The following is a 24,675-nucleotide window of genomic DNA, read 5'->3' as shown; positions in this document are numbered from 1 at the left end:
ACCGAGCCCTGGGCTTCGAGCACGCGCGGGCTGGCGTAGTTTTCCGAGGCGATCAGCTCGATGTGCGCTTCCTGGCGCTCGGCTTCGGACTGCATTGCAGACCACAGCGCATCGTCATACCCGGCAATGGTCATGTCTTTGCTGAACATTCTGGCGTTCCCCTGGACAAACGTGGCGGCCTGCGTTCCGCACAGGGGAACGACGATGCCAGCCGGCTGGAAAACGCGCTAGTGTAACGAAAAACCGCTGCCCCTGGCATCCCTGATGCCAGGGGCAGCGGCAGCGCTTCATATCACGCGCCGGCAGCGTCCATTCATGCCTTCATCGGCGACTCCAGCAGGGTGTTGACGACCGAGGCCCAGGCTCGGCCGACATTGCGCAGGTCGTAGCCACCGCCGCCGACGGCCAGCAGACGTCCCTCGGCGTACTCCTCGGCGATGCGGCACAGGCTGCGGGCGGCGCGCACATGCGCCTGCTGCGAGTAGTGCAGATGTGCCAGCGGGTCGCCGTCGAGGCCATCGGCACCGCAGTTCATGAAGATGAACTGCGGCTTCCATTCAGCGATGAAGTGCTCGACCTTCTCCCACATCATGTTGAATTCCTGATCGCCCGACAGCGGCAGCAGCGGAATATTGAGCTTGCAGCCCTTGGCGGCTCCTTTGCCGACCTCATGCGGGAAACCGGTGTTCGGGAAGTTGTAGCGACCATCCTCGTGGATGTCGGCAAAGATCACCGTCGGGTCATCTTCGAACGGATAGAACAGGCCATCGCCGTGGTGCGCATCGATGTCAACATAGGCGATGCGCTCAAGCCCGTACTGCCGCTGCAGCACCTTGATCGCAATGCCGACGTCGTTGAACACGCAAAAGCCCGCCGCGGTATCCGGCATCGCATGATGCAGCCCGGCGATCGGCACGAAGCCGCGCCGCACCTGGCCGTTCATGATCTTGTGCACGGCATCGAGCACCGCGCCGACGACATGTGAGACGTTATCGAACACACCGACGTAAGCCGGCGTATCGCCATAGTCGAGCATGCCCTCACCGGTGCGCGAGCCTTCCTTGACCCGTTCGACATAGGCGGGCGTGTGGAACAGCAGCAGATCTTCGTCGGTGCAGGCAACGGAATCGTAGATGCGCACCTGATAGTCGAGATCACGCCGGTGCATCTCATCCATGAACGCGTGAATGCGATCCTCTCCGAACGGGTGATCTTCACCGAATCCGTAGCGCCCCAGCTGCTCGCCCAGATACATGCAAACCGAACGCGAACGCGCCATGTCCCCCTCCTTACTTATCCGGGCAGCCTACCGCTTGGCGGTGGCACCCTGCCTTATCGTGTGAACATCCAGTCGGCCGCGCTCCGCCACCGCGGGCACATCGGTCATCGAAGCGAATGGCAGCCTGCACAGGAGGCTGCAACATCGCCGACGCGACAAGGTCCTGTCCAGTCCGCCACACAGCCAATCGCTTGCATGCCGCATCAGACCGCCCCCGGCCGTTCCTCGCGCAACGCGCGGCGCAGAATCTTGCCGACGTTCGTCTTCGGCAGCTCATCCCGGAACTCGATGTGGTGCGGCACCTTGTAGCGGGTCAGATTGGCGCGGCAGTGCGCGATCAGATCCTCGGCACTGAGCGCCGGATCGAGCTTGACCACGAACAGCTTGACCGCCTCGCCGGTTTCCTCATCGGGAATACCGATCGCGGCGACTTCGCGCACCCCAGGATGCAGCATGACCACGTCCTCGATTTCATTCGGGTACACATTGAAACCGGAGACGAGAATCATGTCCTTCTTGCGATCGACCAGGTACACGAAGCCCTGCTCGTCGATGCGCGCCAGGTCGCCAGTCAGCAGGAAGCCGTCATCGGTCATCACCTTGCGGGTTTCGTCGGGGCGGCGCCAGTAACCGCGCATGAGCTGCGGCCCCCGCACGCACAGCTCGCCGATGGCCGCCGGATCATCGAGCTCGACGCCGTTTTCATCGCGCACGCTGACCTCGGTCGAAGGAATCGGCAGACCGATCGAGCCATTGAAATGATCCAGGTCGAGCGGATTGATGCAGACCGCCGGTGCGGTTTCCGTCAGACCGTAAGCCTCGACCAGATTGACGCCGGTGCTCGTTTTCCAGCGCTCGGCGACAGCCCGCTGCAAGGCCATACCACCGGCCAGAGCGATGCGCAGACGGGAAAAATCGATGCGCTCGAACCCCGGCGTGTTCATCAATGCGTTGAACAGCGTGTTGACGCCGGTGATGGCCTCGAACGGCTGCCGCCGCAAGGTGTGCACGAACGTCGGCAGATCGCGCGGATTGGCGATCAGCAGATTGCACCAGCCCAGCGCCGTGAAAGTCAGGCAGTTCGCCATCAGAGAGAAGATGTGATAGAGCGGCAGCGCGGTGACGATGGTGCCACCATCCAGCCCTTCGAGCTGCGGCCTGATCCAGCTCGTCGCCTGCGCCACGTTCGCCACCATGTTGCCATGCGTGAGCATCGCCCCCTTGGCGATGCCGGTGGTCCCGCCCGTGTACTGCAGAAAGGCAACGTCGTCGGCACCGACCGCCACCGCCTGCGGCCGACCGCTGCGGCAGCAGGCACGCAGCGCAATGGCACCATGCAGCACATACCGAGGCACCAGCCGCTTGACGTACTTGACGACCAGGTTGACCAGCCAGCGCTTCGGTGCCGGCAGCAGATCGCCGAATTGCGTCACGACGACATGCTGCACCTCGGTACGGGCAATGACGGCCGCCAGCACATGCGCGAAGTTTTCGAGGATGACGATGGCCTTGGCCCCGGAATCACGCAGCTGGTGCTCCAGCTCGCGCGGGGTATACAGCGGATTGACGTTGACCACGATCATGCCCGCGCGCAGCGCACCGAACAGCGCCACCGGGTACTGCAGCAGATTGGGCAGCATCAGGGCGACACGCGCGCCGCGCGGCAGCCCGCGCTGCTGCAGCCAGGCGGCAAACGCCGCTGAACGGCGATCGAGCTCGGCGAAGCTCATTGCATGCCCCAGGCTGCTGAACGCCGGGCGGGATGCAAATCGCGCACAGCTCGCCGAGCACAAATCCACCAGGCTGCGGTAGTCGACGTGGTCGAGCTCGGCCGGCACGCCGGGCGGGTACGCAGCAAGCCAACGACGCTCCATGGCATGCTCCTCGGGTGGGCGGGATCCGTTCGCTCGCGGATCTTGTTGACTTGAGCGTATACGGCGCGGGCACTTGCTGCATGTTGCAGGCGCGCAATGCCCTTGCCCCGACCATCCGCTACAATCCGCGCCCTGCGCAGCGGCGATCGCCGCTGCGGTACCTGAAGGCTTCGCGAGAATTCCATGCAGTACATCTACACGATGAACCGCGTTTCGAAGGTGGTACCGCCGAAACGCGAGATCCTCAAGGACATTTCCCTGTCGTTTTTCCCCGGCGCCAAAATCGGCGTGCTCGGCCTCAACGGCGCCGGCAAATCCACTTTGCTGCGCATCATGGCCGGCCTGGACACTGACATTCACGGCGAAGCCAGACCGCAGCCGGGCATCAAGGTCGGCTACCTGTCGCAAGAACCTCAGCTCGATCCGCAGAAAGACGTGCGCGGCAACATCGAAGAGGCGGTACAGCCGATCAAGGAGGCGCTGAACCGGCTCGATGCGGTCTACGCCGCCTATGCCGAGCCCGATGCCGATTTCGACAAACTGGCCGCCGAACAGGCCGATCTCGAAGCGCTGCTGCAGGCCACCGACGGCCACAACCTCGATCGCACACTCGAAATCGCCGCCGACGCCCTGCGCCTGCCACCGTGGGATGCCGACGTCAGCAAGCTCTCGGGCGGCGAACGCCGCCGGGTCGCCCTGTGCAAGCTGCTGCTGTCCAAGCCGGACATGCTGCTGCTCGACGAGCCGACCAACCATCTCGACGCCGAATCGGTGGCCTGGCTCGAACGCTTCCTGCACGAATACCCGGGCACCGTCGTCGCGGTCACGCACGATCGCTACTTCCTCGACAACGTCGCCGGCTGGATCCTTGAACTCGACCGCGGCCACGGCATTCCCTGGGAAGGCAACTATTCCTCGTGGCTGGAGCAGAAGGAACAGCGCCTGGAGCTCGAAGAGAAACAGGAAAATGCCCGCATCAAGGCAATGAAGCAGGAACTGGAATGGGTTCGCGCCAACCCCAAGGGACGGCACGCCAAGTCCAAGGCCCGTCTGGCCCGCTTCGAAGAGCTCGAATCGCAGGAATTCCAGAAGCGCAACGAAACGCAGGAACTCTACATTCCACCGGGGCCGCGACTGGGTGATCTGGTCGTCGAGGCAAGCCAGCTGTGCAAGGGCTTCGGTGAGCGTCTGCTGATCGACGGACTCAATTTCAAGCTGCCCAAGGGCGGCATCGTCGGCGTCATCGGTCCGAACGGTGCCGGCAAATCAACACTGTTCAAGATGATCGCCGGGCGCGAGCAGCCCGATGCCGGCGCATTGCGCGTCGGCGATACCGTACAGCTCGCCTATGTCGACCAGAGCCGCGATGCGCTCAAGGACAGCAACACCGTCTGGCAGGAAATCGCCGATGGCCAGGACGTGATCCAGATCGGCAGTTACCAGATCAATTCACGGGCCTACTGCGGGCGCTTCAATTTCCGCGGCACCGACCAGCAGAAGTTCGTCAAGGATCTCTCCGGCGGTGAACGCAATCGCGTGCACCTGGCCAAGGTGCTGCGCAGCGGCGGCAACCTGCTGCTGCTCGACGAGCCGACCAACGATCTCGACGTCGAAACCTTGCGCGCCCTCGAAGAAGCCCTGCTCGCCTTCGCTGGCTGCGCGGTGGTGATTTCCCACGATCGCTGGTTCCTCGATCGCATCGCCACTCACATCCTCGCCTTCGAAGGCGATTCGCAAGTGGTCTGGTTCGAAGGCAATTACGCGGATTACGAAGTCGACCGCAAGCGCCGTCTCGGTGTCGAGGCCGATCAGCCACACCGTATCAAGTATCGTCGTCTCGCTTGATGGAGCCGTTTTCATCGGTTCGCAGTATGAGGGCATGACACTGAATCAACCGCTATCCGAAACCGATCAAGCGAGAGCGGTTGCAGACGAAACTTCAAAGCCTTGCCGACTGGGTTTAGAATCCCAAGACTTCAAGCCCGGCCGGCAGGCTAATTCACAGCAACACCGGGCGCTCAGGGCACCGCAATACATTACGATGGGTATGCAGTCGACTCCCTACGATCTACTTGGCGGTGCGGATCGAATCCGCGAATTGACAGATCGTTTTTACGATCTGATGGATTCGTTGCCTGAAGTTGCACAGTTACGCAGCGTCCATCCCCCCAATCTCAACGGCGCACGCGAAAAACTGTTCCAGTATCTGTCCGGCTGGCTCGGCGGGCCTCCCCTCTATGAACAGCGCTACGGGCATCCGCAGCTGCGTGCCCGTCATCTGCCGTTCCCGATCGATTCCCGCATGCGCGACCAGTGGATGCTATGCATGTCCCGCGCACTGACGGACATAGGCGTCGATGAATTTCTCGCAGCACAGATCCGCGGCGCACTCGCGTCACTGGCTGATCACATGCGCAATCGCGCCGACATTCCGGAGGGGAGTGAGACATAACGAGTCCGTTTTCAAGATGGCCGGACGGGTTTTCGTCTGCGTGCCGGCCAATAAGGAAGGACAAAGCCGGCGAGAGATCGGCAGATATAAAACAACTGAAATAAGCCGCGACAAGACGGCATTGCATCCCGATCATTCGGCGGTCATCGCTGCTTAATCGTCAATAGAAAGGTCTTGGCCTTCAGCAGTACCCCTGACCGAACAGCGAAATCACGGCGGTTCGCAAGAGGGGCATTTCAACGACGGGGAGTCAACAGAAGCCAAATGAGCACGTCATTCGATCAATTCCGACAGACTTCGGTCCTGTCTGGTGGCAATGCGGCTTTCATCGAAGACCTATACGAGAGCTTCCTGCAGGATCCCAATTCGGTTTCGGAGACCTGGAGAGCCTATTTTCTCGGTCTGCGCGCCACGGGCGGTTCCGCCACTGAGCAGCTGCATGGCCCGGTGCGCGACACCTTCGCCAAGATCGCTCAGAACCCGCGCGCGATCATCTCCATCCTGCCGAGTCTGACCCAGGGGGAAACGCTCAACCCGGAAGCCGCGCGCAAGCAGGCTTCGGTGTTGCGCATCATCAATGCCCACCGCACCCGCGGTCATCAGGCGGCCGACCTCGATCCGCTCGCGTTGCGCGAGCGTCCACACGTCGAGGATCTGGACCTGGCCACGCACGGGCTGAGCGAAGAAGATCTCGATACGACCTTCGACGTCGGTTCGCTGCAGGTTGGCAAGCACCAGATGCCGCTGCGTGAAGTACTTGATCTGGTGCGGCGCGTGTATACGGAGACCATCGGCTCCGAATACATGTATATCAACAAAACCGAAGAAAAACGCTGGATCCAGCAGCGCCTCGAAGGTACCAGCGCGCACCTTGATCTCTCGGCCGTCGAGCGCAAGGAGCTCCTCGCCCAGCTGGTCGCGGCCGAAGGCCTCGAAAAGTATCTGCACACCAAATATGTCGGCCAGAAGCGCTTCTCGCTGGAAGGCGGCGACGCGCTGATTCCGATGCTCGATCTGATGATCCAGCACTCCGGCCACGTCGGTGCCCGCGAAATCGTCATCGGCATGGCCCACCGCGGCCGCCTGAACGTGCTGATCAATATCCTCGGCAAGTCGCCCGCCGACCTGTTCGACGAGTTCGAAGGCAAGAAGAAGCACAGCGAACCGGGGATGTCGTCCGGTGACGTCAAGTACCATATGGGCTTCTCCTCCGACGTCATGACTCCGGGCGGAGTCACCCATCTGGCGCTGGCCTTCAACCCGTCGCACCTAGAGATCGTCAACCCGGTCGTCGAAGGTTCGGTGCGCGCCCGTCTCGAACGGCGCAAGCAGGGCGGCCAGGATTCTCCGCTGCCCTTCGAGGAAGTTCTGCCGGTCCTGATTCATGGTGATGCGGCTTTCGCCGGCCAGGGCGTCAACCAGGAACTGTTCCAGATGGCCAGCGTGCGCGGCTACCGCAACGGCGGCACCGTGCACATCGTCGTCAACAACCAGATCGGTTTCACCACATCGAACCCGCTCGACGTGCGCTCGTCGACGTATTGCACCGACGTAGCCAAGATCATCCAGGCGCCGGTGTTCCATGTGAATGGCGACGATCCGGAAGCGGTGCTGTTCGTCACCAAGCTGGCCGTCGACTACCGCTACACCTTCGGCAAGGACGTCGTCATCGATCTGGTCTGCTACCGCCGTCACGGTCACAACGAGGCTGACGAGCCGTCCGCCACGCAGCCGATGATGTACAAGACGATCAAGGCGCGGAAGACCACAGCCACGCTGTATGCGCAGAAGCTGCTCGGCGAAGGCGTCCTGCTCGAAGGCGAATTCGAGCGCATGCTGGCCGACTATCGCGCCAAGCTCGACGCCGGTCAGCAAGTATCCAGACCGACGCTGCTGCATCAGGACAACCCCTACTCGGTCGACTGGTCACCGTACAAGAGCGAGGACTGGAGCGCGCCGTGCGACACCACGGTCCCGCTCGACCACTTCCAGCAGCTTGCGGAGCGTCTGAACACGCTGCCGGCAGGCCACGAGCCGCATCCGCGTGTCGCCAAGATCATCGACGACCGCCGCAAGATGGCTGCCGGTGCCCTGGCGCTCGACTGGGGCTTCGCCGAGAACATGGCCTACGCCACGCTGCTCGATGAAGGCTTCCAGGTGCGTATCTCCGGCGAGGACTGCGGGCGCGGCACCTTCTTCCACCGCCATGCAGTGCTGCACAACGTCCACGACGGTTCGGCCTACATCCCGCTGGCCAACGTCTCGCCCGACCAGCCGACCTTCACCGTCATCGACTCGATCCTCTCCGAGGAAGCCGTGCTCGGCTTCGAGTACGGCTATGCAACGGCCGAACCGAGCGTACTGGTGATCTGGGAAGCACAGTTCGGCGATTTCGCCAACGGCGCCCAGGTGGTCATCGACCAGTTCATCTCCTCCGGCCAGACCAAGTGGGGCCGCATGTGCGGGCTCACGCTGCTGCTGCCGCACGGCTTCGAGGGCCAGGGTCCCGAGCATTCCTCGGCCCGCCTTGAGCGCTACATGCAGCTGTGCGCCGAGCACAACATGCAGGTCATCGTGCCGTCGACGCCAGCTCAGTGCTACCACATGCTGCGCCGTCAGGTTAAACGCAACTTCCGTAAGCCGCTGATCGTCATGAGCCCGAAAAGCCTGTTGCGCCACAAGCTGGCGGTCAACACGCTTGAGGACCTCACGCAGGGCAGCTTCCAGGAAATCATTCCCGAGATCGATCCGATCGATCCGGCGAAGGTCACCCGCATCGTCTTCTGCTCCGGCAAGGTCTACTACGATGTGCTCGAAAAACGGCGTGAGCTCGGTATCGAGAACGTCGCGATCGTGCGTATCGAGCAGCTCTATCCGTTCCCGGAGGAGCTCTACGCTGCGGAGCTGAAGCGCTACGCCAAGGCGAAGGAAATCGTCTGGTGCCAGGAAGAGCCGCTGAATCAGGGCGCATGGTATGCGTCCCGTCATCACCTGGAGGTCGCCACCGCCTCCGGTGAACGCACGCTGAGCTACGCCGGTCGTCCGGCCTCTGCGTCGCCTGCCGTGGGCTCTCACGCAGTGCACGTCGAACAACAGAATGCTCTCGTCAGCCAGGCCCTCGGCCAATAATCAGAGCTATAAAGGAAAATAACGAGAATGAGCGTTGAAGTCCGCGTTCCCAATCTTCCCGAGTCAGTGGCCGACGCCACTTTGGTCAACTGGCACAAAAAACCGGGTGAACCCGTCAAGCGCGACGAGAATCTCGTAGATCTCGAAACCGACAAGGTCGTCCTCGAAGTTCCGGCACCGACCGATGGCGTGATGGGGGAAATCGTCCAGGCCGACGGCGCCACCGTAAAAGCGGGAGACCTGATCGCCACCATCCTTGCAGGCGATGCCGCAGCCGCACCGGCACCGGCCGCAGCCGCACCGGCAGCAGCGGCGCCAGCCGCCGCAGCCGCCAGCGTCGATGACGAATCGCTGTCGCCGGCCGTGCGTCGACTGGTGGCCGAGAACAATCTCGACGTCAGCAAGATCGCAGGCAGCGGCCGTGGCGGCCGCATCACCAAGGAAGACGTCCTCGCCTACATGAGCGGCGCCAAGGCGGCCCCTGCGGCAGCCCCTGCACCGGCCGCCGCCGCACCCGCGGCCAAGCCGGCTGCAGCACCGGCACCGGCAGCCAGCCCTGCGGCGCTGCCCGCTGGCGCCTGGCCGTTCTCGAATCGCATGGAACAGCGTGTGCCGATGACGCGCCTGCGCGCGCGCATCGCCGAGCGTCTGCTCGAAGCGAAGAACACCACCGCCATGTTGACGACGTTCAACGAAATCAACATGAAGCCGGTGATGGAGCTGCGCGGCCGCTACAAGGACCTCTTCGAGAAAACCCACGGCGTCAAGCTCGGCTTCATGTCGTTCTTCGTCAAGGCGGTGGTCGAAGCGCTCAAGCGCTACCCGGCCGTCAATGCCTCGATCGACGGCAACGACGTCGTCTATCACAACTACTTCGACGTCGGCATCGCCGTCAGCTCGCCGCGCGGTCTCGTCGTGCCGATCCTGCGTAACGCCGAGGACATGTCGCTGGCTGACGTCGAAAAAGCCATCGTCGACTTCGGCAAGCGCGCCAAAGAAGGTTCGCTGACCGTCGAGGAGATGACCGGCGGCACCTTCACGATCACCAACGGCGGCGTATTCGGCTCGCTGATGTCGACCCCGATTATCAATCCGCCACAGAGCGGCATCCTCGGCATGCACGCCACGAAGGATCGTGCCGTCGTCGAGAACGGGCAGGTCGTCGCCCGGCCGATGATGTACGTCGCGCATTCCTACGATCACCGCATCATCGACGGCAAGGAGGCAGTCGGCTTCCTCGTCGCGGTGAAGGAAGCGATCGAAGATCCGGCGCGGATTCTCCTCGCCGTTTGATGCGACCGGAACTAGCCCGCGGCCGGAGCCCTGATCGCCCGGCCGCGGGATTCCCCACGCTCGTACATCTCTAGTTTCCCCACAGGGAGGACATCATGGCCAAGACCTACGACGTCGTCGTCATCGGCGGCGGTCCCGCCGGCTACGTGGCGGCCATTCGTTGTGCACAGCTCGGGCTCGAAGTCGCATGCGTCGAGAAGTGGATCAATTTCAAGGGTGAACCGGCACTGGGTGGCACCTGCCTGAACGTCGGCTGCATCCCGTCGAAGACCCTGCTGGAAACCTCCGAGCATTATCACCAGGCCAAAGAAGGTTTCGGCAATCACGGCATCTCGGTCGACAAAGTGGCCATCGATGTCAGCAAGATGCAGGCGCGCAAGGACGAGATCATCGGCCAGCTGACCGGTGGCATCGCGCAGCTGTTCAAAGCCAACAAGGTCACCTGGCTGCAGGGCAGCGGCAAGCTGCTGGCGGATCATCAGGTCGAAGTCACCAAGCATGACGGCTCGGTGGAAACCGTCGAAGCCGACAACATCATCTTGGCCTGTGGCTCATTGCCGATCGATATCGCGGCAGCGCCGAAGGACGACAAGCTCATCGTCGACTCCACCGGCGGCCTGAACTTCACCGAAGTGCCAAAGCGCCTCGGCGTCATCGGTGCCGGCGTCATCGGCCTGGAGCTCGGCAGCGTCTGGAAGCGCCTCGGCTCCGAAGTCACGATCCTCGAAGCGGTCGAGGACTTCCTTGCGGCCGCGGACCAGCAGATCGCCAAGGATGCGCTGCGCCAGTTCAAGAAGCAGGGCCTCGACATTCGCCTCGGCGCGCGCGTCACCCGCACCGAGAAATCGGCTACCGAGGTCACCGTCCATTTCCAGGACAAGGACGGTGAGCATCAGATCGTCGTCGACAAGCTGCTGGTCTGTGTCGGCCGCCGGCCGAACACTGACGGCGTCGCCGGCCCCGAAGCCGACCTCGTGCTCAACGAGCGTGGCTTTATCCATGTCGACGACAGCTGCGAAACCAATATTCCCGGTGTCTGGGCCATCGGCGACTGCGTCCGCGGTCCGATGCTCGCGCACAAGGGCTCTGAGGAAGGCGTGTTCGTCGCCGAGATGATCGCCGGCAAGCACGGTCACATGAATTACGACTCGATCCCCTGGGTCATCTATACCGACCCTGAGATTGCCTGGGTCGGCAAGACTGAACAGCAGCTCAAGCAGGAAGGCGTCCCCTACAAGGTCGGCACCTTCCCCTTCGCCGCCAACGGCCGTGCCAAAGCCATGGACGGAGCCGCAGGGCTGGTCAAGATCATCGGCCACGCGGAAACCGACCGCCTGCTCGGCGCACACATCTGCGGACCGATGGCCTCCGAACTGGTCCAGGAACTGGTGCTGGCGATGGAGTTCAGCGCCAGCGTCGAAGACATCATGCTGACCATCCACGGCCACCCGACACTGGCCGAGGCCATCCATGAAGCCGCCTTGTCGGTGCATGGACGGGCGATTCACAAGGTCAATTAAGGTATCCAGCGGCAGCCATGCTGCTCGCATCACCTTCGGCCCCGCGTTCGCGGGGCCTTTTTCTTGCCGTCACCGCGCCGGCACTGCTCCGCCTGGACATCGGCGTGGCATATTTCAGTACAGATCACGATTTTATTCAGGAATACGCTCATGGCGGCAAGTGACAGACCGGTTGCCATCGTCACCGGTGGGAACAGGGGTTTGGGTTTTGAAACAGTCCGTCAGCTCGCGGAACGGGACTTCAGAGTCGTGCTGACCGCGCGCCACGCTAGCAAAGGCGAAGTCGCCTGTGAACGCCTGCAGGCACAGGGGCTGAACGTCGTCTTCCACTGTCTGGATGTCACTCAGGCTGACAGCGTCGGTGAACTCGGAGCTTTCGTGCAGGCGAACTGCGGCCGCGTCGATGCGCTGATCAACAACGCCGGCGTGTTCCTCGACGGTCATGGTGTCAGCGATACCACCGGCAGCAGTGTATTTTCGACCAGCATCGATACCTTGCGTACCAGCTTCGAAACCAACCTCTACGGCCCCTTGCGGCTGGCTCAGGAACTGGTGCCGCTGATGCGCAAGCAGGGTCGTGGCCGCATCGTCAACGTCTCCAGTGGCATGGGCCAGCTTGCTGAAATGGATGGCTTCTGGCCGGCCTACCGAATGTCGAAGACGGCACTCAACGCGCTGACCCGCATCCTCGCCGCCGAAACCTTCGGACAGGGTATTCTGGTCAACTCCGTGTGCCCCGGCTGGGTGCGGACCGACATGGGTGGTCCCAATGCCGAGCGCACGCCGGAGCAGGCAGCCGCTGGCATCGTCTGGGCGGCGACCCTGCCGGACGACGGACCGACAGGTGGCTTTTTCCGTGACGGCGAGCCGATCGGCTGGTAAAGCGATGATCGCTGCACTCGCCACCCTGCTGCTGTTCCAGCTGATCGGAGAAGCGCTGGCCCAGCTCAGCGGCCTGCCGATACCGGGACCAGTGATCGGCATGCTGTTGCTGGCACTGCTTCTGGGTTTGCGCCGGCACGTCCCGAGCACGCTGGGTCAGGTCGCCGACACCCTGCTCTCGCATCTGTCGCTGCTGTTCGTGCCGGCTGGCGTCGGCGTCATCCAGTACCTGGGCCGCTTCGCTGATGAATGGCCCGCCATCGTCGCGGCACTGTTGCTGAGCACGCTGCTGTCGATCGCCATGACGGCCCTGGCCATGCGCGCCGTGCTGCACTATCTCAAGCGCCGGGACGGCTCCAACGTCCGTGGATGAGCCGCTGTGGACAAGTCGCTGATCGAAATCTGGGTCTACCTGGCCACGCAGCCCCTGTTGTGGTTGTGCATCACCCTGCTCGCCTACCTGTGCGGACACTGGGCGTTTCGTCGTTCCGGCCAGCACCCTCTGTGCAATCCGGTGCTGATCGCCATCGCGCTGATCGGCGGTCTGCTGGGACTCACGGCGACACCCTATGCCCGTTACTTCGCCGGCGCGCAGTTCGTGCACTTTCTGCTCGGCCCCGCCACCGTGGCCTTGGCCATACCCTTGTTCCGCCACTGGGCCGAAGTGCGCCGACTGTGGCTGCCGCTGCTCGCCGGGCTGCTCGCCGGCTCAAGCACCGCCGCACTGTCAGCAATGGGCATCGCCATGCTGGCCGGCGCCTCGCGCAGCACCGTCCTGTCTCTGGCCCCCAAGTCCGTCACGACGCCCGTGGCCATGGGCATCGCCGAAAAGATCGGCGGCCTGCCCTCACTGACCGCCGTCCTCGTCATCCTCACCGGCATCGTCGGCGCGGTGGCCGGCCCGACGCTGCTGCGCTGGATGCGGATCGACGAACAGGAAGTCCAGGGCTTTGCCATCGGCGTGGCCGCCCACGGCATCGGTACGGCCCGGGCTTTTCAGATCGGCGGCCTGTGCGGCGCCTTCGCCGGGCTCGCCATCGGCCTCAATGCCCTGCTGACTGCGGTACTGGTGCCGCTGCTGGTGCGTCTGGCCGGCATCTGAGCGCCGGCGCAGCCACATGCGCCTCAGCGCGCAAAGCGCTCGTCGAGCAGCAAAGCCTCCAGCTCGTTGAGATCGGCAATTTCCGCATCGGCCGGCGCCGCGCCCGGCCATGGCCGACCGCTGCGATTGACCCAGACGGTGCGAAACCCCGCGGCGGCGGCACCGCGCACATCATGGTCGGGCTCGTCCCCCACGTGCAGGATCTGCCCGGGGGAAAGTTCGAGGCGCTGCGCAGCCAGCTCGAACATCGCCGGATGCGGCTTCAACATGCCGACATCGACGGCCGACAGGTGCAGATCGAACAGATGAGCAATGCCGATACGCTTGAGGTCGGCGTTGCCATTCGACAAAGCGGCAAAGCGATAACGCCGGTGCAGACGCTCCAGCACCGGCAAGGTGTCGTCGAAAAACAGCACCTCGTTGCGCGCCGCAAAAAACACCTCGAAGGCTTCGTCGAGTGCGAACTGTGCATAATCCGCTGCCGCCGCCGCCATCGTCAGCGCGCGCTTGCGCATCAGGCCGCGGTCATGCGCGATCGACGGATCGAGGCGCGCCGCCTCCTCACACAGCGCCCGCAGCTGTCGCGGTGAATAACGCTCGACGATGCGCGGATAGCGCGGCTGCAGCCAGGCATGCAGCCGTTCTTCAGCCCGGTCGATACAGGGACCGGTATCCCACAGCGTATCGTCGAGATCGAAACTGAGGGCAAGGATGGCCATCACGCCGACCTCAGCGGGCGACGGCGTCGAGGCCGCGCGCAAGATCACGGCGAATGTCGGCGATGTCTTCGAGGCCCACCGACACACGGATCAGGCCGTCGACGATGCCGGCGGACAGCTTTTGTTCGGCACTCAGCTTGCCGTGCGTCGTCGTCGCCGGATGAGTGATCGTCGTCTTCGCATCACCGAGATTGCCGGTGATCGAAATCATGCACACCGCGTCGATCACCTGCCAAGCGGCCGCTTGCCCGCCGCGCACGACGAACGACAGCACGCCGCCGAAACCGCTCTGCTGCCGCAGCGCCAGCGCGTGCTGCGGGTGCGACTCCAGGCCCGGGTAGTTGACGCGCTCGATCGCCGGATGCGTTTCGAGCCACTGCGCCAATTCCAGTGCCGCCGCCGAATGCGCCTTCATGCGCAGCGCCAGGGTTTCCAGCCCCTTGAGGAATACCCAGGCATTGAACGGGCTCATCGTCGGCCCGGCATTGCGCAGGAAGGTAAAGACGTCCTTCTCGACCAGCTCCTTGCTGCCGAGCACGGCACCCCCGATGCACCGGCCCTGACCGTCGATGTACTTGGTCGCCGAGTGCACGACGAGATCCGCGCCCAGCGCCAGCGGCCGCTGCAGCGCCGGCGTGCAGAAGCAGTTGTCGACCACCAGCAGAGCACCGTTGGTATGGGCAAGCGCCGCGCTCGCCTGGATGTCGGCGAGCTCCATCTGCGGATTCGACGGCGTTTCCAGATACAACAGGCGGGTATTCGGCCGGATCGCCGCCGCCCAGGCTGCGGGGTCGACCAGCTTCACGTACGTGGTCTCGACCCCGAACTTGGCCATGAAGTTGTTCAGCAGCGCTGTCGTATTACCGAACACGCTCTCAGAGCAGACGATGTGATCACCGGCTTTCAGCGTGCCCATGCACACGCTCAGCACCGCGGCCATGCCCGAGCTGGTGGCGACACAGGCCTCGGCGCCTTCCAGCGCTGCCAGACGCTGCTCGAAGGTGCGCACCGTCGGGTTGGTGAAACGCGAATAGATATTGCCCGGCTCCTGGCCGGCAAATCGCGCGGCGGCCTGTGCCGCGCTGTCGAACACATAGCTGGAAGTCGGAAAGATGGCTTCGGCGTGTTCGCATTCCTGCGTGCGAATCTGGCCGGCGCGCACCGCCAGTGAAGCGAAACCGAATTCGTCGTCGATCGACATTGCATGTCACTCCGAAAAAAGCGCGCACGGCGCGCACCATTCGATTCAGCAGCGGCCGGGCGGCCGCCATTCGATCAGCTCATCGGCAAAGGGAGGGACTGCCCCGCTTTAGCGACACTTGATAACGCGCCTGCAAGCTGCATCAAATCGGCGCGCCGGATCGAGCGCTCGGCCGCTCGATCCGGAAAATATTCACTCGGCCAACCAGTCGAGGCTCAGCTGACGTTGTACAACTCCGGCACGCTGTCTTCCTCGCCATCACGCTGCAACTTGGCCTGGTCGTTACGCTCGGTTTCGAGGCGGCGCAGGTAGGCACCGTCAATGTCACCGGTCACGTACTCTCCGGTAAAGCAGGAGGTGTCGAAATGCGCAAGCTTCGGGTTGGCGACGCGCACCGCCTCCTCCAGATCGGCAAGGTCCTGATAGACCAGCCGATCGGCACCGATCGCCTCGGCCACCTGCGCCTCGCTGCGCCCGGCCGCGATCAGCTCCTCGACGGCCGGCATGTCGATGCCGTAGACATTGGGATAGCGCACCGCCGGCGCCGCCGAAGCAAAATAGACCCGGCGCGCCCCCGCCTCACGGGCCATGCGGATGATCTCGCCCGAGGTGGTACCGCGCACGATGGAGTCGTCGACCAGCAGCACGTTCTTGCCGATGAACTCGAAGGGGATCGGATTGAGCTTCTGCTTGACTGATTTCTTGCGCTGCTTCTGCCCGGGCATGATGAAAGTGCGGCCGATATAGCGATTCTTCATGAAGCCTTCGGCGTATTTGACGCCGAGCGCATAGGCCAGCTGCAGTGCCGCCGTGCGGCTGGTGTCCGGAATCGGAATGACGACGTCGATGTCGTGATCGGGCCAGGTACGCAGGATCTTGTCGGCCAGCCGCTCGCCCATGCGCAGCCGCGCCTCGTGCACCAGCACGTCATCAATGATCGAGTCCGGCCGCGCGAAGTAGACATATTCGAAAATGCAGGGGGCATAGCGCGGCTGCTCGGCGCACTGGCGCGTTGCAAGCTGCTTGCCGTCTGCACTGATAAACACGGCCTCACCAGGGGCGACATCGCGCACGCGTTCGAAGCCCAGGCAATCGAGCGCCACGCTCTCCGAGGAAACCATGTACTCGACACCATCGTCGGTCTCGCGACGGCCATAGCACAGCGGACGGATGCCGTTGGGATCGCGGAAGGCGACGATGCCGTAGCCGATGATCATCGCCACCGCCGCATAAGCGCCGCGCACACGCTGATGCACGCCGGCCACCGCCGCGAAGGCATCATCGGCATCGACGTGCAGCTTGCCCTGCTTGGCAATCTCGTGCGCGAAGATGTTCAGCAGGACCTCGGAATCCGAGTCGGTATTGATGTGGCGCCGGTCGCTGCGGAACAGCTCCTCACGCAATTGCCGCGCGTTGGTCAGATTGCCGTTGTGGGCCATGGAGATGCCGAACGGCGAATTGACGTAGAACGGCTGCGACTCTGCCGAATTCGAGCTGCCGGCGGTCGGATAGCGGACGTGGCCGATCCCCATGCTACCGAGTAGGCGCAGCATGTGGCGGGTACGGATGACGTCACGCACCAGCCCGTTGTTCTTGCGCAGGTACAGACGACCGTCATCACAGGTCATCACGCCGGCCGCATCCTGTCCGCGATGCTGAAGTACGGTCAACGCATCGAAAATAGCCTGGTTGACCGGGCTATGCCCGACGACGCCTACGATTCCGCACATGGTTCGCTACTCTCGAAACGCCGACTCTCGCTGCCGGCGGTAAACGGGGACTACCGCAGGAACTGCAGACCGTCAGCCAGCTCAGGCGGCAAGTAGGGTTTGAGCATCGCGGCAAGCGCTTCGAAATGGTGCAGGAACAGCGACTGTCCCCACCACGGATCTTTTACCACCGGCGTCATGCCCGCCAGCAAGACGAGCACGGTAATCACGGCAATGCCGCGCAGTGCACCGAATATCACGCCAAGCATGCGATCGGTCGTGCCCAGACCGGTGCCCGCAATCAGCTGGCCGACCAGCAGATTAACGATGCCACCAGCCACCAGGGTCGCCAGGAAGACCGCACCAAAGCCCACCAGCTGCCGCATCGACGGAGTGGCGATATGAGGCTCCAGCATCACGGCGGCCTGAGCCGAAAAATTGAAGGCCAGTACGAACGCAGCGATCCAGGTCGCCAGCGAGATGGCCTCACGCATGAAACCGCGCCACAGGCTCATCAAAACGGACAGGCCGATCACTCCGAGGATGGCGTAATCGGCCCAGATCAAATGGTCCAGCATGCTTCAAACCCGTACAGGATCCGGCGAGTACCGGACCGAGGCGGCCGATTCTAGCAGAGCACGACGACATGCCGCAGCCGCAGGCGTCCGCCGTAGTGTCCAGTCCACACTCATTCGCCAGGCTCGATGACGTTGCCCGGAATACCCACGGCACGCAGGCGCGAAGCCATTGATTCACTCGACGCCCGCGAATCCTGACCGACGACACGTACGCGATACATGGCCTGTCCACCAGAATTCACACGCTCGACGACGGCTGGAAAGCGTTGCGCGCGCAGGCGGTCACGCAGCAGCCCGGCATTTTCCTCCATGCTGAAACTGCCGACCTGCACCGCCCAGCTGCTGTTGCCGCCGCCCTTCGGTCGCCAGCCCTGCGCGGCGGCGGCCGGTGCCGGTGCCGGAGTCGGTGCAGGCGCCTGTGCGACGCTCGATCGACTGGTCAGCTCCAGCTTGGGCAGCGCGGGGGCCGGCTTCGGCGTCGGTTTCGGAGCGGGCGTCGGTTTCGGAGCGGGCTCCGGTGCTGGCTTGGGCGGTGCCACCGGCTCCGGCGGTGCGGCACGCGCCACGGTCTCGGGCGCTTTCGGAGCCGGCTTCGGCGGCGTCTTGACGACGGGTTTCGGCTCCGGCTTCGGTTCGGGCTTGGGCTTTACCACTGGCTTCTCGACAGCGACCGGCGGTACCGGTTTGGCGGTCACGGCACGCGGCGCCGTCAAATCGACCGAACGCATCCCCTGCGGCGCGGCGGCACTGGCCGGGGGAGTTGCAGGCAGCGACTGCGGCTCGATCACCGGCGGCTCGGCCAGCGGAGGCAGCGGAGCCGGCTGCGGCGCGGCAGGCACCGCCGGTGCAGGTACGACCGGCTCAACCGGCGGTGGCAGGGTCACCGTCATGCCGCGGGAACTGGGCGCCTGCGGCTCAGGCGGAATGCTCGGATTGACTGCCGGAGGCGCGATCGGTCCGGCCGTCTTGAAGACCTCCGGGACGATGATGACGGCCAGCGCAACCAGCACGGCCACGCCCAGCAGACGCTGTTTCAGACGCTGTTCCACAAACAGACTCCCGATGACTCACTGCGCGTCAGGCGGTCTCGATCATCGATCGCGCCTGCAGGGCCTGCGCAACCGTATGAAACGATCCGGTCACGAGCACGCGATCCGCAGGCCGCGCCAGCGACGCCAGCGCATCGCAGGCACTCGCAACATCATGGCACTCCAGGATTGCGGTTTTTCCGAGCACGCCTGCGAGCGCCCGGGCGCTGCGTCCTCGCGCGCCGCTCAATCCTGCACAGCAGATCCCATCCACTTCATCGCCCAGAACCGCGACAAAGCCCGCAGCATCCTTGTCTGCCAGCATCGCCAGCAACAGCCAGGTACGTCCCGCGCAGGGCCTCGCCGCCAGCGCAGCGGCCAGTGCGGCCGCACCGTGCGGATTATGAGTGACATCGAATATCCACTCAACGCGGCCGGACTGCACCTGGAAACGTCCCGCCACCCGCGCTGAGCGCAAGCCCGCATGCAGCGCGGACTCCGGCACCAGCGCCGGGTCAAAGGCGCGCAGCAAGGCGATGACCCCCGCCGCGTTGGCGAACTGGTGGGTGCCGATCAATGCCGGTGACGGCAAGCCTTGCAGGGCTTCGCTCGCCGTGCGCCAGCTCCAGGAGGCATCGGTTTCCCGCTGCCAATGAAAATCCCGGCCGGCAACCTGCAGCCTGGCGGCGATCGCCGCCGCATGCCCAAGCAAACGGGCCGGCGGATCGTCATCGGCGCAGACGGCGACGTGGCCGCTGCGATAGATGCCGGCTTTCTCGAAGCCGATGCTGTCGCGATCCGGCCCGAGGTATTCGACATGATCAATGCCGATCGCCGTCACCAGCGAGGCATCGGCATCGACGATGTTGACGGCATCGAGCCGCCCGCCGAGGCCGACCTCCAGCACCGCGACATCGACCCGCGCCTGCCGGATCAGCCACAGCGCGGCGAGCGTGCCGAACTCGAAATAGGTCAAGGAGATGTTGCCGCGGGCCGCATCGATGGCAGCGAACGCGCTGCAGAACGCCTCGGCGGTCGCCTCGCGGCCGTCGAGGCGTACACGCTCTTCGTAACGCAGCAGGTGCGGTGACACGTAGACACCGGTACGCCGGCCGGCAGCGCGCAGCATCGCCTCAAGGAAGGCCACGCTGGAGCCCTTGCCGTTGGTGCCACCGACGGTGAACACGATCGGCGCCGGCCGCAGCAGATCGAGGCGCTGGGCCACTTCACGCACACGGGTGAGGCCGAGGTCGATCCCGACGGGATGCAGCTGCTCCTGCCAGGCGAGCCAGGCAGCAAGCGAGGAATGGCGGGGAGACATGGCGGTGTATACCAAGGCAGGAAACGCTGCCGAGGACGGCAGCGACGCACTATTCAGACAGTCGGCGGCGGTTCGAGCGGTTCGTCATCGTCGCTCGCCGACGGTTCCGCCACGACCGGCGGTGCCAGTCGACGCACGACGACGCCATCATCAGCCGGCGACGGCAGGCCGCCGAGCATCGCCAGGATCGCCGCCAGGCGGTCACGCATCTCGCGGCGGTCGACGATCATGTCGACGGCGCCATGTTCGAGCAGGAACTCGGAGCGCTGAAAACCTTCCGGCAGCTTCTCACGCACCGTCTGCTCAATAACTCGCGGCCCGGCGAAGCCGATCAGCGCCTTGGGCTCGGCGACATTGAGATCGCCGAGCATCGCCAGACTGGCCGAAACGCCACCGGTGGTCGGATCGGTCAGCACCGAGATGAACGGCACGCCGGCATTGGCCAGCTTGCGCAGTGCCGCGCTGGTCTTGGCCATCTGCATCAGCGACACCAGCGCCTCCTGCATGCGCGCGCCGCCGCTGGCGGTAAAGCAGATGAACGGCCAGTGGTTTTCCAGAGCGACGCGGGCCGCACGCACGAAACGTTCGCCGACCACCGAGCCCATCGAACCGCCGAGGAAGGAAAACTCGAAGGCCGTGACCACCACCGGCACGCCCTTGACGCTGCCCTGCATCGCCACCAGCGCATCCTTCTCGCCGGTGGCCTTCTGCGCGGCGAGCAGGCGGTCACGGTACTTCTTGCTGTCCTTGAATTTGAGAAAATCACTCGGCTCGACGTCGGCGCCGATTTCGACGCGTCCCTCGGCATCGAGGAAGCTGTCGAGCCGCTGCCGCGCGCCGATGCGCATGTGGTGATCGCATTTCGGGCAAACGTGAAGATTGCGCTCCAGCTCAGCGCTGTAGAGCACGGCACCGCACTCGTCGCACTTCGACCACAGACCCTCGGGAATCTGACGCTTGCTGCCGTTGCCGTCGGTGCGGATGCGCGCCGGGATCAGCCTTTCAAACCAGCTCATATCGACCATTGCTCACCTCGCCTCAAGCGGTCGCGACGCCGACGTCCATCGCCCGGCGCATCTCGGCCAGCAGTCCGCCGATTTCAGCATGCATGCGCTCCGGCGTCGCGGCGAGCTGCTCGACGCGCGACACCAGGGCACTGCCGACGACGACGGCGTCGGCGACGCGCGCCACGGCGGCAGCGGTGACGGCATCGCGAATACCGAAGCCGACGCCGACCGGCACGTCGACCAGCGTTTTGATGTGCTCGACCCTGCGCGCGACCTCGGCGGTGTCGAGGGCTGCCGAACCGGTCACGCCCTTCAGCGAGACGTAGTACAGATAGCCGCGGGCCGCCGCGGCGACTTTGCGGATGCGCTCGTCACGGCTGGTCGGCGCCAGCAGGTAGATCGGATCGAGGCCGTGTTCGACCAGCGCCAGATTGAGTTCGTGCGACTCTTCGGGTGGCAGGTCGACGGTGAGCACACCGTCAACGCCCGCCGCGGCCGCGGCCTGCGCGAAAGCGGTGTAGCCCATTACCTCGACCGGATTCAGGTAGCCCATCAGCACGACCGGCGTCTGCGCATCCTGCCTGCGGAAGCGCTGCACCAGCGCCAGCACGTCGTGCAGCGAGGTGCCCGTGGCGAGCGCGCGCTCGCAGGCACGCTGGATCACCGGGCCATCGGCCATCGGATCGGAGAACGGCACGCCGAGCTCGATGACATCGGCGCCGTTGGCCACCAGCGTGTGCAGCAGCGCCTCGGTAGTGGCGAGATCGGGATCGCCGGCGGTGATGTAGGGGATCAGCGCCTGTCGGCCGGCAGCGGCCAGCGCAGCGAAACGGGTTGCGATACGGCTCATGACGGAAACCTCAGAGCGTGATGCCTTCGCGCGCGGCGATGGTGAAGATGTCCTTGTCGCCACGGCCGGACAGGTTGACGACGATGAGCTGGTCGGAACGCAGCGTCGGTGCGAGCTTCTTGGCGTAGGCGACCGCGTGCGAGCTTTCGAGCGCCGGGATGATGCCCTCGCTGCGGCACAGCTCGTGGAACGCAGCCAGCGCCTCGTCATCGGTGATCGCGCCGTAGTGGACGCGGCCGATGTCCTTCAGCCAGGAATGCTCGGGACCGACGCCCGGATAATCGAGACCGGCCGAAATCGAATGGGTTTCGATGATCTGGCCGTTGGCGTCTTCCATCAGATAGGTGCGGTTGCCGTGCAGCACGCCGGGCCGGCCGGCATTGAGCGGCGCCGAGTGGCGACCGGTGTCCAGACCGTCGCCCGCGGCCTCGACACCGTAGATGGCGACGTCGGCATCGGCCAGGAAAGGATGGAACAGGCCAATGGCGTTCGAGCCGCCACCGACGCAGGCGACCAGCGCATCCGGCAGGCGGCCGAAATCGGCCAGCACCTGCTGGCGCGCCTCGCGGCCGATCACGCACTGGAAGTCGCGCACCATCATCGGGTACGGATGCGGGCCGGCCACGGTGCCGATGACGTAGAAGGTGTCGTCAACGTTGGTCACCCAGTCGCGCAGGGCTTCGTTCAGGGCGTCCTTGAGCGTTTTCGAGCCGGATTCGACCGGCACCACGGTGGCACCGAGCAGCTTCATGCGATAAACGTTCGGCGACTGGCGCTTGACGTCCTCGGACCCCATGTAGACCACGCATTCCATGCCCAGACGAGCGGCGATGGTCGCTGTCGCCACGCCGTGCTGACCGGCACCGGTCTCGGCGATGATGCGCGTCTTGCCCAGGCGCTTGGCGAGTAGCGCCTGACCGACGGTGTTGTTGACCTTGTGCGCGCCGGTGTGATTGAGGTCCTCGCGCTTGAGCAGGATCTGCGCCCCGCCCCACTCGCGTGACAGACGCTCGGCGTGATACAGCGGCGACGGCCGGCCGACGTAGCGCGCCAGGTCGCGGTCGAGTTCGGCGATGAACTCGGGATCGTCGCGGTAGCGCGCGTAGGCGTCGCGCAGGTCCTCCAGCGCCGCCATCAGCGTTTCGGCGACGAACAGGCCGCCATAGGGGCCGAAATGTCCGTTCGCGTCGGGGAACTGGCTGAAGTCGATCAAATCACCCACGGCTGTCTCCGTCTGTCACACCCTGCATGAACGCGGCGATCGCCGCCGCGTCCTTAATACCTTTCGCGGCCTCGACGCCGCTCGATACATCCACTGCCCACGGCCGCACGGAACGGATCGCCGCCGCGACGTTACCCGCGTGCAGACCACCGGCCAGTACGATCGGTTTCCCGCAGTCCACCGGAATCCGGCCCCAGTCGAACGTTTCGCCGGTACCGCCGATGCGCTCGCCGCCGTGACTGTCCGGCAACAGCGCGCTCGCTGAGGCAAAACGCCGGGCGTAATCGCGCAGATCCGCCCCGGCGCCCATCGGTACGGCCTTCAGATAAGGCCGCTCGAATGCCGCACAGAACGTTTCGCTCTCATCGCCGTGAAACTGCAGGCAGCTGACCGGCAAGGCCGCAAGCACGCTCCGCACCTCCTCAGCCGCCGGGTTCTGGAACAGCGCGACGATACTGATGAACGGTGGCAGCCCCGCCAGCACGCGCTGCGCCTGCGCGATGTCGACATAGCGCGCGCTGCGCGGTGCGAACACCAGGCCGATGGCATCGACGCCAGAGCGGGCGCAAGCCAGTGCATCCTCTGGACGGGTGATGCCGCAGATCTTGACGCGGGTACGGGGCATGAACGACTCGGTGGGGGGGAAAACAGTGAAGGTTAACAAAATCGGCCGTCTCGCGGCACTGGCGCGTTAGGCCAGCACCGGCAGCGCAGACGGGTTGCCGCGCGGCAAGGCGAAGCGTTCCGGGTACAGCACTTCAAGGAAATACAGGCCATCGGCCGGCGCGGTCACACCACCACGGCGGCGGTCACGCGTCGCCAGCACTTCGGCCGCCCACTCGGGCGGACGCTCGCCACTGCCGATCGCCAGCAGCACGCCGGCGATGTTGCGCACCATATGATGCAGGAAGGCGTTGGCCTCGACTTCGAGCACGACGAAATCGCCCCGCCGTCGCACGCTCAGCTCATACAGGGCGCGCATCGGATGCTCAGCCTGGCAGCCGGCCGCGCGGTAGGCGCTGAAATCATGCTCGCCGAGCAGAGCCTGACCGGCTGCGTGCATGCGCTCGGCATCCAGCGGTGCATACCAGTGCGTCATCCGCCCGCCGCAGAGCGCGCTGCGGTAACAGCGATTGAGCACCAGATAACGGTAACGGCGGGCATAAGCCGAAAAGCGGGCATGAAAATCATCGGCGACCTCACGCGCCCAGCTCACCGACACGTCGTCGGGCAGCTGCGAATTGCTGCCCATCACCCAGGCATGCAGATCACGCCGCGCCGAAGTATCGAAATGCACCACCTGCCCGGCGGCATGCACGCCGGCATCGGTGCGCCCGGCGCAGACCACCCCCACCGGCTGAGCGGCGATACGCGACACCGCCGTCTCCAGTGCCTCCTGCACGGTACGCACACCGGGTTCCTGCGTCTGCCAGCCGCGAAAGCGGGAGCCGTCATATTCGATGCCGAGCGCGATGCGCATGCCATGGACTCGCTGTCGGGAAAAGCGCC

The 24,675-nt window shown here is 64.4% G+C and carries 21 protein-coding genes and 1 pseudogene; 8 read left to right on the top strand and 14 right to left on the bottom strand.

The features are described from left to right. The 3 genes and pseudogenes from glyA to C7443_RS14590 all read right to left on the bottom strand — a co-directional run. Window positions 1–149 (bottom strand): annotated as a pseudogene (gene glyA, locus C7443_RS14600) (serine hydroxymethyltransferase); the annotation flags it as partial. Between the two features lie 164 nt (window positions 150–313). Further along, a complete protein-coding gene (locus tag C7443_RS14595; RefSeq protein ID WP_110019353.1) occupies window positions 314–1,279 on the bottom strand; it encodes an acetoin utilization protein AcuC in 966 nt (321 codons plus the stop codon). 203 nt (window positions 1,280–1,482) lie between these two features. Beyond that, complete coding sequence (locus C7443_RS14590; protein ID WP_110019352.1) at window positions 1,483–3,153, bottom strand: AMP-binding protein; 1,671 nt, start codon at window positions 3,151–3,153, stop codon at window positions 1,483–1,485. Window positions 3,154–3,336: 183 nt separating this feature from the next. Between C7443_RS14590 and ettA the strand changes: the two genes are divergently transcribed. From ettA to C7443_RS14550, 8 genes are all read left to right on the top strand, one after another. Beyond that, entirely contained in the window at window positions 3,337–4,998 is a 1,662-nt protein-coding gene (gene ettA / locus C7443_RS14585; RefSeq protein WP_110019351.1) for an energy-dependent translational throttle protein EttA, read from the top strand. A gap of 196 nt (window positions 4,999–5,194) precedes the next feature. After that, window positions 5,195–5,605: a group II truncated hemoglobin gene (locus C7443_RS14580; RefSeq protein ID WP_425467094.1), complete on the top strand. Its 411-nt coding sequence runs from the start codon at window positions 5,195–5,197 to the stop codon at window positions 5,603–5,605. A gap of 264 nt (window positions 5,606–5,869) precedes the next feature. Continuing rightward, the gene (locus C7443_RS14575; RefSeq protein WP_110019350.1) at window positions 5,870–8,734 is read left to right on the top strand and encodes a 2-oxoglutarate dehydrogenase E1 component; all 2,865 of its coding nucleotides are present in this window, start codon (window positions 5,870–5,872) and stop codon (window positions 8,732–8,734) included. A gap of 27 nt (window positions 8,735–8,761) precedes the next feature. Continuing rightward, window positions 8,762–10,027: a 2-oxoglutarate dehydrogenase complex dihydrolipoyllysine-residue succinyltransferase gene (gene odhB, locus C7443_RS14570; RefSeq protein WP_110019349.1), complete on the top strand. Its 1,266-nt coding sequence runs from the start codon at window positions 8,762–8,764 to the stop codon at window positions 10,025–10,027. Window positions 10,028–10,122: 95 nt separating this feature from the next. Continuing rightward, window positions 10,123–11,547, top strand: a complete 1,425-nt coding sequence (gene lpdA, locus C7443_RS14565; protein ID WP_110019348.1) for a dihydrolipoyl dehydrogenase — start codon at window positions 10,123–10,125, stop codon at window positions 11,545–11,547. Between the two features lie 150 nt (window positions 11,548–11,697). Further along, window positions 11,698–12,429: an SDR family oxidoreductase gene (locus C7443_RS14560; RefSeq protein ID WP_110019347.1), complete on the top strand. Its 732-nt coding sequence runs from the start codon at window positions 11,698–11,700 to the stop codon at window positions 12,427–12,429. Then, entirely contained in the window at window positions 12,392–12,802 is a 411-nt protein-coding gene (locus tag C7443_RS14555; RefSeq protein WP_342774238.1) for a CidA/LrgA family protein, read from the top strand. Before C7443_RS14560 ends, C7443_RS14555 begins: the two co-directional genes overlap by 38 nt. Before the next feature lie 6 nt (window positions 12,803–12,808). Next, complete coding sequence (locus C7443_RS14550; protein WP_110019345.1) at window positions 12,809–13,531, top strand: LrgB family protein; 723 nt, start codon at window positions 12,809–12,811, stop codon at window positions 13,529–13,531. A 23-nt stretch (window positions 13,532–13,554) separates the two neighbouring features. Here C7443_RS14550 and C7443_RS14545 read toward each other — a convergent pair whose 3' ends face one another. The 11 genes from C7443_RS14545 to truA all read right to left on the bottom strand — a co-directional run bounded on the left by C7443_RS14545 (window position 13,555) and on the right by truA (window position 24,646). Further along, entirely contained in the window at window positions 13,555–14,250 is a 696-nt protein-coding gene (locus tag C7443_RS14545) for an HAD family hydrolase (RefSeq protein WP_110019344.1), read from the bottom strand. A gap of 10 nt (window positions 14,251–14,260) precedes the next feature. Next, window positions 14,261–15,451 (bottom strand): O-succinylhomoserine sulfhydrylase, encoded by a 1,191-nt coding sequence (locus tag C7443_RS14540; RefSeq protein ID WP_110019343.1) that lies wholly within the window; start codon window positions 15,449–15,451, stop codon window positions 14,261–14,263. A gap of 215 nt (window positions 15,452–15,666) precedes the next feature. After that, window positions 15,667–17,181: an amidophosphoribosyltransferase gene (gene purF, locus C7443_RS14535; RefSeq protein WP_110019342.1), complete on the bottom strand. Its 1,515-nt coding sequence runs from the start codon at window positions 17,179–17,181 to the stop codon at window positions 15,667–15,669. Between the two features lie 50 nt (window positions 17,182–17,231). Continuing rightward, window positions 17,232–17,738: a CvpA family protein gene (locus tag C7443_RS14530; RefSeq protein WP_246004674.1), complete on the bottom strand. Its 507-nt coding sequence runs from the start codon at window positions 17,736–17,738 to the stop codon at window positions 17,232–17,234. A 110-nt stretch (window positions 17,739–17,848) separates the two neighbouring features. Continuing rightward, window positions 17,849–18,787: an SPOR domain-containing protein gene (locus C7443_RS20555; protein ID WP_110019341.1), complete on the bottom strand. Its 939-nt coding sequence runs from the start codon at window positions 18,785–18,787 to the stop codon at window positions 17,849–17,851. Between the two features lie 28 nt (window positions 18,788–18,815). Then, window positions 18,816–20,087: a bifunctional tetrahydrofolate synthase/dihydrofolate synthase gene (folC, locus tag C7443_RS14520; RefSeq protein ID WP_110019340.1), complete on the bottom strand. Its 1,272-nt coding sequence runs from the start codon at window positions 20,085–20,087 to the stop codon at window positions 18,816–18,818. 53 nt (window positions 20,088–20,140) lie between these two features. Continuing rightward, entirely contained in the window at window positions 20,141–21,103 is a 963-nt protein-coding gene (gene accD / locus C7443_RS14515) for an acetyl-CoA carboxylase, carboxyltransferase subunit beta (RefSeq protein ID WP_110019339.1), read from the bottom strand. Window positions 21,104–21,125: 22 nt separating this feature from the next. Beyond that, a complete protein-coding gene (gene trpA, locus C7443_RS14510; RefSeq protein WP_110019338.1) occupies window positions 21,126–21,944 on the bottom strand; it encodes a tryptophan synthase subunit alpha in 819 nt (272 codons plus the stop codon). A gap of 10 nt (window positions 21,945–21,954) precedes the next feature. After that, the gene (gene trpB / locus C7443_RS14505) at window positions 21,955–23,166 is read right to left on the bottom strand and encodes a tryptophan synthase subunit beta (protein ID WP_110019337.1); all 1,212 of its coding nucleotides are present in this window, start codon (window positions 23,164–23,166) and stop codon (window positions 21,955–21,957) included. Next, window positions 23,159–23,791, bottom strand: coding sequence for a phosphoribosylanthranilate isomerase (locus C7443_RS14500; protein ID WP_110019336.1), 633 nt, complete (start codon window positions 23,789–23,791; stop codon window positions 23,159–23,161). The genes trpB and C7443_RS14500 overlap by 8 nt, the downstream gene beginning before the upstream one ends. A gap of 66 nt (window positions 23,792–23,857) precedes the next feature. After that, window positions 23,858–24,646, bottom strand: coding sequence for a tRNA pseudouridine(38-40) synthase TruA (truA, locus tag C7443_RS14495; protein WP_110019335.1), 789 nt, complete (start codon window positions 24,644–24,646; stop codon window positions 23,858–23,860). Between the last annotated feature and the right edge of the window lie 29 nt (window positions 24,647–24,675).

Origin of the sequence: Plasticicumulans acidivorans, assembly GCF_003182095.1 — a bacterium.
Classification (GTDB): Bacteria; Pseudomonadota; Gammaproteobacteria; order Competibacterales; family Competibacteraceae; genus Plasticicumulans; species Plasticicumulans acidivorans.
This window is presented reverse-complemented; position numbering and strand designations above follow the sequence as displayed.

Coding starts and splice junctions, on each gene's coding strand:
- C7443_RS14595 (WP_110019353.1), bottom strand. CDS start 1,279: ATGGCGCGTTCGCGTTCGGTTTGCATGTATCTGGGCGAGCAGCTGGGG.
- C7443_RS14590 (WP_110019352.1), bottom strand. CDS start 3,153: ATGGAGCGTCGTTGGCTTGCTGCGTACCCGCCCGGCGTGCCGGCCGAG.
- ettA (WP_110019351.1), top strand. CDS start 3,337: ATGCAGTACATCTACACGATGAACCGCGTTTCGAAGGTGGTACCGCCG.
- C7443_RS14580 (WP_425467094.1), top strand. CDS start 5,195: ATGGGTATGCAGTCGACTCCCTACGATCTACTTGGCGGTGCGGATCGA.
- C7443_RS14575 (WP_110019350.1), top strand. CDS start 5,870: ATGAGCACGTCATTCGATCAATTCCGACAGACTTCGGTCCTGTCTGGT.
- odhB (WP_110019349.1), top strand. CDS start 8,762: ATGAGCGTTGAAGTCCGCGTTCCCAATCTTCCCGAGTCAGTGGCCGAC.
- lpdA (WP_110019348.1), top strand. CDS start 10,123: ATGGCCAAGACCTACGACGTCGTCGTCATCGGCGGCGGTCCCGCCGGC.
- C7443_RS14560 (WP_110019347.1), top strand. CDS start 11,698: ATGGCGGCAAGTGACAGACCGGTTGCCATCGTCACCGGTGGGAACAGG.
- C7443_RS14545 (WP_110019344.1), bottom strand. CDS start 14,250: ATGGCCATCCTTGCCCTCAGTTTCGATCTCGACGATACGCTGTGGGAT.
- C7443_RS14540 (WP_110019343.1), bottom strand. CDS start 15,451: ATGTCGATCGACGACGAATTCGGTTTCGCTTCACTGGCGGTGCGCGCC.
- purF (WP_110019342.1), bottom strand. CDS start 17,181: ATGTGCGGAATCGTAGGCGTCGTCGGGCATAGCCCGGTCAACCAGGCT.
- C7443_RS14530 (WP_246004674.1), bottom strand. CDS start 17,738: ATGCTGGACCATTTGATCTGGGCCGATTACGCCATCCTCGGAGTGATC.
- folC (WP_110019340.1), bottom strand. CDS start 20,087: ATGTCTCCCCGCCATTCCTCGCTTGCTGCCTGGCTCGCCTGGCAGGAG.
- accD (WP_110019339.1), bottom strand. CDS start 21,103: ATGAGCTGGTTTGAAAGGCTGATCCCGGCGCGCATCCGCACCGACGGC.
- trpA (WP_110019338.1), bottom strand. CDS start 21,944: ATGAGCCGTATCGCAACCCGTTTCGCTGCGCTGGCCGCTGCCGGCCGA.
- C7443_RS14500 (WP_110019336.1), bottom strand. CDS start 23,791: ATGCCCCGTACCCGCGTCAAGATCTGCGGCATCACCCGTCCAGAGGAT.
- truA (WP_110019335.1), bottom strand. CDS start 24,646: ATGCGCATCGCGCTCGGCATCGAATATGACGGCTCCCGCTTTCGCGGC.